Source organism: Euryarchaeota archaeon (assembly GCA_016207515.1).
Classification (GTDB): Archaea; Thermoplasmatota; SW-10-69-26; order JACQPN01; family JACQPN01; genus JACQPN01.
On the sequence record JACQPN010000019.1, the window covers coordinates 127,960 to 134,995 of the forward strand.

The 7,036-nt window shown below is 62.3% G+C and carries 4 protein-coding genes; 3 read left to right on the top strand and 1 reads right to left on the bottom strand.

The window, feature by feature from the left end:
- Positions 1-55: 55 nt before the first annotated feature.
- From HY556_08090 to pgk, 3 genes are all read left to right on the top strand, one after another.
- Positions 56-1,171 (top strand): exonuclease SbcCD subunit D, encoded by a 1,116-nt coding sequence (locus HY556_08090; protein ID MBI4393737.1) that lies wholly within the window; start codon positions 56-58, stop codon positions 1,169-1,171.
- Positions 1,168-3,663: an SMC family ATPase gene (locus HY556_08095; GenBank protein MBI4393738.1), complete on the top strand. Its 2,496-nt coding sequence runs from the start codon at positions 1,168-1,170 to the stop codon at positions 3,661-3,663. Before HY556_08090 ends, HY556_08095 begins: the two co-directional genes overlap by 4 nt.
- 110 nt (positions 3,664-3,773) lie before the next feature.
- Positions 3,774-5,021 carry a phosphoglycerate kinase gene (gene pgk, locus HY556_08100; protein MBI4393739.1) on the top strand — a complete coding sequence of 416 codons (1,248 nt, stop codon included), beginning with the start codon at positions 3,774-3,776 and terminating at the stop codon, positions 5,019-5,021.
- A gap of 28 nt (positions 5,022-5,049) precedes the next feature.
- On the opposite strand, the gene HY556_08105 is transcribed toward pgk, so the two are convergent.
- Positions 5,050-6,864, bottom strand: a complete 1,815-nt coding sequence (locus HY556_08105; protein ID MBI4393740.1) for a hypothetical protein — start codon at positions 6,862-6,864, stop codon at positions 5,050-5,052.
- Positions 6,865-7,036: the final 172 nt, after the last annotated feature.

A 7,036-nucleotide genomic window follows, 5' to 3' on the forward strand; every position in this document is an offset into this window, starting at 1 on the left:
GAGTCAATTTCACGGTCGCAGGCGTTTTGGCAGAGAACAGCAAGGAAGGATGGGAATGAGGATTCTACACGTATCGGACACGCACATCGGCTACGCAAACTATGGACGGCTCAACGCGCGCGGTTTCAACCAGCGCGAGGAGGACGTCTTCAACGCCTTCAGGCAGGTCGTCGACCGGGCCATCGAGGAGAAGCCGGCGTTGGTGCTCCACACGGGCGACCTTTTCGATTCGGTGCGTCCTTCGAACCGCGCGGTGACCTTCGCGATGGGCGAGATCCGGCGCCTGACGAAGGCGGGGATACCGTTCGTCGCGATCGCCGGGAACCACGAGTCCCCGAGGCTACGCGAGACGGGGAGTGTTTTCCGGTTCCTCGAATTCATCGACGGCGTTTCCGCGGTCTACAAGGGGAAGCGCGAGGTCTTGACCTTCGGGGACCTGAAGATACATGCGGTCCCCCACGGCGGGACCCATGAGGCGATGATGCAGGAGCTTCGCGAGGCCGCTGCCGAGCCTGGGCCCGGGATCAACGTCCTTGCCACCCACGCGGGTGTCGTCGGGATAGCGGACTCCGGCTCCATGGAGTTCAACGAGGTCGTGGTCCCCGAGAGCGCTTTCAACGAGGGCTTCGATTACATCGCGCTCGGCCATTATCATCGCGCCACCGAGGTCAGGAAGAACGCGTGGTACGCGGGTTCGACGGAGCGCATGAGCTTCAACGAGGCGGGCCAGGAGAAGGGTTTCCTCTGGGTCGATCTGCCGGAAGCCAAGGTGACTTTCGAGCCCGTTCTCACGCGCGACATGGTAACTCTCCCGGCCGTCGATTGCAGTCTCCTCAAGGATTCCGAGGTCGGCGCCATGATCGTGGAGAGGATCGAGGCGAGCGAACCCGGGGGGAAAGTGGTCCGGTTGCAGGTCCTGAACATCCCTCGCCACGTCTACGCGGCCCTAGACTTCGCGAAGATCAAGAGGCTCACCTCCACCGCGTTGCATTTCCAGGTGAAGTACGAGATCAGTTCCGACGGTGTCAACCTCTCTGCGGACGGGGCGGCGATCGGCGCCCTCGCCGAGGAGTTCGACCGCTTCTACTCGTCCTACCAGGCGGACGGGCTGGAGCGGGAACGCTTGCGTTCCATTGCGATCCAACATCTCGGCGCGGGGGTGTCGAAATGAGACTCCGACTGGTCCACATCCAGAACTTCAGGAAGTACGAGGACGCGCGTCTCGAATTCCCCGACGGCCTCATCGCGCTCGTCGGCCGGAACGGCGCCGGCAAAAGCACCGTCATCGAGGCGGTCGGCTGGTGCCTTTTCGGTAACGAAGCGGCACGAACGAACAAGGAGTACGTGAAGCGCCGGGGTGCGGCGCCAAGCCAGGATTGCCGGGTCACTTTGCAGTTCGAGGCGAACGGGCACGTCTACGAGGTGATGCGCGAGCTAGCGGGGACGAGCCTCGCACACAGTGCGTACCTCATCGCCGACGACAAACCGGTGGTGCAACCGGGACCAAATTCGGCAAAAGAGGTCACCGATTACGTCGGAAAGGCGTTGAAGCTCGACCGGGAATCGTTCTTCACTTCAATCGTCGCCCGGCAGAAGGAGCTGAACGCACTCTCCGACATGACGCCTGGAAAAAGGCGCGAAGCGATCCTTCGCATGCTCGACATCGACGCGCTCGACGAGGCCGTGAAGAGCGTTCGCGAAGAGAAGCGGGCGCTCGTCCAAGAGGCGGATGTCCTTCGAGCCTCGGCGAAGAACGTCACGGACCTACGTTCCAGGGCCGCGGAGTTCGCCGAGGCGAAGACCCGCTCGGAGGCGGAACTCGAGCTGATCGAAGAGGAACTTTCGGGCTTGAAGCAGGAGCTCGACCAACTGCTCGTGCGGCGGGAAGACCTGCGCCGCAAGGGCGAGGCGTTTTCCGAGGTGTCGAGCAAGATCGAGCGCCGTGAGGAGAAGCTCACCGTCTGGGAGCAGCAGCTCGCCGAGAAGCGGGCGGACATCGTGCGCCTCGGGGAGGCGGAATCCGCGTTGAAAGAGATCGCTCCGCGTAACGCCGAGTTCCTCCAATCCCGGGAGCGTCTCGTGCAGCTCGAACGCGCGCGTGAGAAACAGAAGGAATGGCAGACGAGGACGGAGGAACTCGTGGGACTACGCTCGGAAGGCGAGCGCGTCACGCGTAGGCTGGCGGAGGTCGAGGCCCGTAGACACCAGCTCGCCGAGGCCCGCCGCCACTTGAACCACTCCGTGGAGGAACTGCGCCGCTTGGGGACGGAATGGCTCGAAATCGGGCGTGACATACACGGGATCGAGGTGTCGGTACAGCGCCTCAACGAGCAGGCGAACACCATCAAGACGCATCGCGAGGCGATCGCGCGCCTTGGCACCGAAAGCCCCTGCCCGACGTGCGAACGTTCCCTCGGGCCTGACCACCACGACGCTCTCGTGGCGAAGTACGCCGCGCAACTCCTGGAATTCGAAGGCAAGGCGGCGGAGATGTGGGCCACGCACCGGCTCCGAAAGGAAGACCACGCGCGGCTCCAGGAGAGGATCCGCCACATGGAGACGGAGGTCGCGCGTTTCACCCTTGAAGCACAGGAGCTTGCCGTCATGGACGGCGAAGCCGCCCGCCTCGGCGAGGACTCGAAGCGGCTTCGCGAGCGGATCATGGGCCGGGAGGTCATCACGAACGACCTCGAGGAACAGGTGAAGGCCGCGGGCTTCAACGAGGAAGAGCATGTGCGTCTGCGGACCGTCGTCTCCGAGCTGGAGGCCGTCCACGACCGTTTTGTTGCACTCACGAACGAGGTGTCGCGAAGGACGCAGGCGAAGGAGGACGAGAGCATACTCGTCGAAGGCATCGACGGGTTGAAGGAGGCGCTCTCGGAGCTTTACGCGCGGCGTAACGCCATCGGCTTCGACCGCGCCGTCTTCGAATCCGTCGGGCGCTCGTGCGACGAGAAGCAGGGCCTTTACCGTGTCCGTAGCCTCGACGCGCAGAAGAAGGGAAGCGACATCGAGCGGATAGGCGTCGAGTCGCGGCTCGTCGCGGATTCGATCGCCGAACAGGAGGCGCTCGCGTCGAGGATCGCGGAGCGCGAGGAGGCCGTGCGATACCTTGAACGCCTTGCCGGCGACAGGGACAGCGGTCTCTTGATAGATTTCCGTGGGCACTTGATCGCCCGGATCCGGCCCGCGCTTTCCCACCACGCGTCGGAGGTGTTCCGTGTGCTCACGGATGGGAAGTACACGGGCCTGGAGCTCGACGAGAACTACGACATCACGGTCTACGACGAGGGGGTTCCGTTCGGCCTCACGCGCTTTTCGGGCGGCGAGGCGGACCTTGCGAACCTGTCGCTCCGGCTTGCGATAAGCCAGGTGATCGCGGAAAGGGCCGGGGGCGAACTAAACTTCATCGCGCTCGACGAGGTCTTCGGAAGCCAGGACGACTCGCGCCGCCAGAACATCCTGCGCTCGCTAAAGGGCCTCGCGAACCGGTTCCGTCAGATCGTCCTCATCACGCACATCGAGGACGTGAAGGAAGGCGCGGAACACGTGATACGCGCCGTGGAGGCTTCCGACGGTCGGTCCCAGGTCGGGTTCGAAGAAGCCGCGCAGGAATCGATCAGGGCGGAGTTCGCACCGGTCTTGATGCAACGCCCGGCCTGAACCGGGCACATACGTACTTGTAGATACACGGACAAGTTGCGGGAGGTCGGGCGCCTTTCGAGATGGCGAGAGGTTTAAAGCCCGTTTCCCTCTTTTAGCCTCAGCCCCTCATGACCGATTTTCTGACCCTCGACGATCTCCAGGTTGCCGAGAAGACCGTCATCCTGCGCCTCGACGTCAACTCGCCCATCAAGAACGGACGCATAGCCGGCACGGACCGGCTCCAAGCCGCCTCAGCGACCCTTGCTGAGCTCCTCGAGAAAAAGGCAAAGGTCGTCGTCCTTGCCCATCAAGGCCGTAAGGGCGACGACGATTACACGTCGCTTGGCGAGCATGCGCAGTACCTCGCAAGGTTCGCGGAAATGACCGTGACCTTCACCGACGACCTCGACGGCGATCGCGCCCTTTCGGCGGTCCGTGCCCTCAAACCGGGGGAAGCAGTCGTTCTGGAGAACGTCCGAAGCCTCGAAGAAGAGACGCGGAAAGCCACCGGTGCCGAGCACGCAACGACGCGGTTCGTGTCGCGTCTTTCAGGGGCGGCCGATTATTTCGTCTGCGACGCGTTCAGTGCGGCCCACAGGTCACAGGCAAGCCTGGTCGGCTTTCCGCAACTCCTCCCATCGGCCGCCGGGCGTTCGATGGAACGCGAACTCAAGGCCATCATGGCCGCCGTCGAGGACCCGGCGCATCCGAACGTGTACTACCTCGGCGGGTCCAAACCCGAAGACTCTTTACACGTCATGCGCCACAATTTCGCGGCAGGCTCTCTTGACAAGGCCATCGTCGGCGGCCTCGTCGGGGAACTCTTCCTCGTCGCAAGGGGCCACGACCTCGGGACGCCGACCATGACCCTCCTCGAAAAACGCGGCGTCACGAAGCACCTTCCCGAGGCCGAGAAGATCCTCGAGGCCTACGATGAGTCGATCATCACGCCGTCCGACCTTGCGATGAAAGGAGACGCCGGGCGCGAGGAGATCTTCGTCGACGAGTTACCGGGCAAGTTCCCTATCTACGACATAGGGGAGGCTGCGGTCGCGGAGGCGAAGGAGATCTTCAGGGATGCGAATTCCATCATGGTCAACGGTCCCGCAGGCCTTTACGAGGAACCGCCGTTCGACATCGGCGCGCGGGGAATACTCAAAGCCGTAGCCGAGAGCAAGGCGGTCTCCCTCATCGGCGGCGGCCACACCACGAGTGCCATAAAGACGTTCGGGATGAAGAACGATGACTTCGGTTACGTGAGCCTCGCGGGAGGAGCATTGATGGCTTTCATCACCGGCGAGAAACTGCCGGCCGTCGTGGCGCTTGAGGAGAGCAAAAAACGGTTCGGGTCCAAGGATGTAAGGCGCCTACAGTGAGTACGGTGGGGCCCACCCAATCGCGGTGTCACGACTGTTTACGGCGACGCTCACTAAGCACTATGGCAGTCCCGATGGCGCCGATTGCACCCAGCGCTTCAAACCCTGGCGCGGGCGCCTTTCCAACGGTTTTCACGGTGAGCGTCACGCTGGCTTGGTCCCCCACGGTTACCGAGTAATTGCCCTTCTCCCCGACCTGTAGCTCGAAGCCGACCGAGGTCTCCTCACCGGCGCCTAGTGTGACGAACTGCGTCTGCTTCGTCACGCCGTTCACCTTGAGTGCGACACTCGAGGTGCCCGAGGCGGTCCCGGTGTTCTTGACCTTCGAGGACACCGCGACGACCGCGCCCGCGTCGACTTCCGTCTTCGAGAGCGTGAGGCCGCTGTAGGTGAAGCTCGCCGTCGGCTTCGAGACCGTCATGGTCTTCGCCGACGCCGTGCTGATGGTCACCGCGAGGGCACCCTCCTTCGTCGTCACGAGCTGGAACGTGCACTGCTTCGAGCTACCGGCGTTCACCGTCACGTCCTTGCTGTCCACGGTTGTCCCATCGACTTTCAGGTCGCAAGTGAACGTTCCCGCCTGGCCGCCCGTGTTCGTGACAATCGCCGAGACGAGGACCGTCTCGCCGAGGTTCGCAGTGGCCGGCACTTCGAGCGTCGTCACCGTGAATGCGGCGGGCCCGACCGGCGTCACTACCGTAAGCGTCTTCGAGGCGCCCACGAAGGTCGCCTTCGACGCGTTCACCGTGTAGTTCCCGGCCGCAAGCGCCGTGAACGTCAGCGTGCCGTCGTTTCCGGTGGTCCCGGCCACGACGCCATCGACCGTCACAGTCGCACCCGACACGAATCCTGCGGTGGTTCCCCTCTGGATGACGGTCACCTTGACCGTGTCACCCGAGTTGTAGGTCGACTTGTTGAAGGTTATCGTCAAGCCACCGACGGGCGTGAATGAACCGGCCGGGTCACCATTCACGAGGACGTCGATCCTCGCGCTGCCGGAGGGCAAGATGGTGAAGGTGGCCCTTCCGCCTGCGTCCGTTATCGCCGACCCGAAGCCGCCGGTGAGGGTGACTTCCGCGCCGCCGACGGGCGCGCCTGTGGACGTCGTCATCACGGTCACCGTGACAATGTTTGATTCGCCGACAAAGACATTATTCGGAGAGATTGTGACAAGAAAATCAGATGGAGTCGAGGTGCCATTGTCTGGTGGCGCGGCCGCAGGGCCCGTGACAGTTGCGGACCTAGTGGTGCTGTTCGTTGCGCCCAAATTGTCCGTTAGCATCAAAGTTATTTTGAAGACGCCATCGGTTTGGTAAGTGTGGGACTTCTCGTACCAGTAGGTTGATGTGGTTTCAGTGGGGGAGTTGTCGTCCCAGGTCAATTCCTGCAAAACAATTGAGCCGTCCGGATCGATGGAAGCCGAGCTAGTAACGCGGACCTCGCGCGGCCTGGTTGTTGACACCGATACCGTGAACAAGGCGACTGGAACCTGATTCAAAGCCACGACGGGGAGCGTTGTCGAATTTGTGGCGCCTAGGTTGTCTGTGACTGTGAGGGTTATCGTGAATGTTCCATCGCTCGGGTAGGTGTGGGTTTTTGCGTTCCATGAGGAGGTCGCTGTTTCTGGACTTGAGGTGTCGCCCCAGTTCAATTGGTGGGAGGTTATCGTGCCGTCGGGATCGCTGGATTCGTAGGAGTAGACGTAGACTTGGCGTGCGACCGATGTAGAAACTGAAACAGTCAACGCGGCTACAGGTGCCTGATTCGTCGCGTCAGCGCTTCCCGAGAGAGTTAGAAAGGGCGCCGCCGGCGAGCTGCCTATCGAAAGCAGCATGACAAGCAATGCAAAAGTCCCGCTTTTTGATAGCACTTAAGTGTGCTGTAACTTCCTAAACCGGCCCCTTTTGTAACTCCAAAAACGACCCGGGCAAACGGGCTAAAACCCGTCGACCCTGACCCCCGACCGGTGGTCCTGGTGAAGCCCGTGTTCGATGATCCCAACGTGTTGGCGCGAC

What these genes read in the sequence shown, in the direction of transcription:
- pgk (MBI4393739.1), top strand. Translation starts at nt 3,774, where the DNA reads ATGACCGATTTTCTGACCCTCGACGATCTCCAGGTTGCCGAGAAGACC.
- HY556_08090 (MBI4393737.1), top strand. Translation starts at nt 56, where the DNA reads ATGAGGATTCTACACGTATCGGACACGCACATCGGCTACGCAAACTAT.
- HY556_08095 (MBI4393738.1), top strand. Translation starts at nt 1,168, where the DNA reads ATGAGACTCCGACTGGTCCACATCCAGAACTTCAGGAAGTACGAGGAC.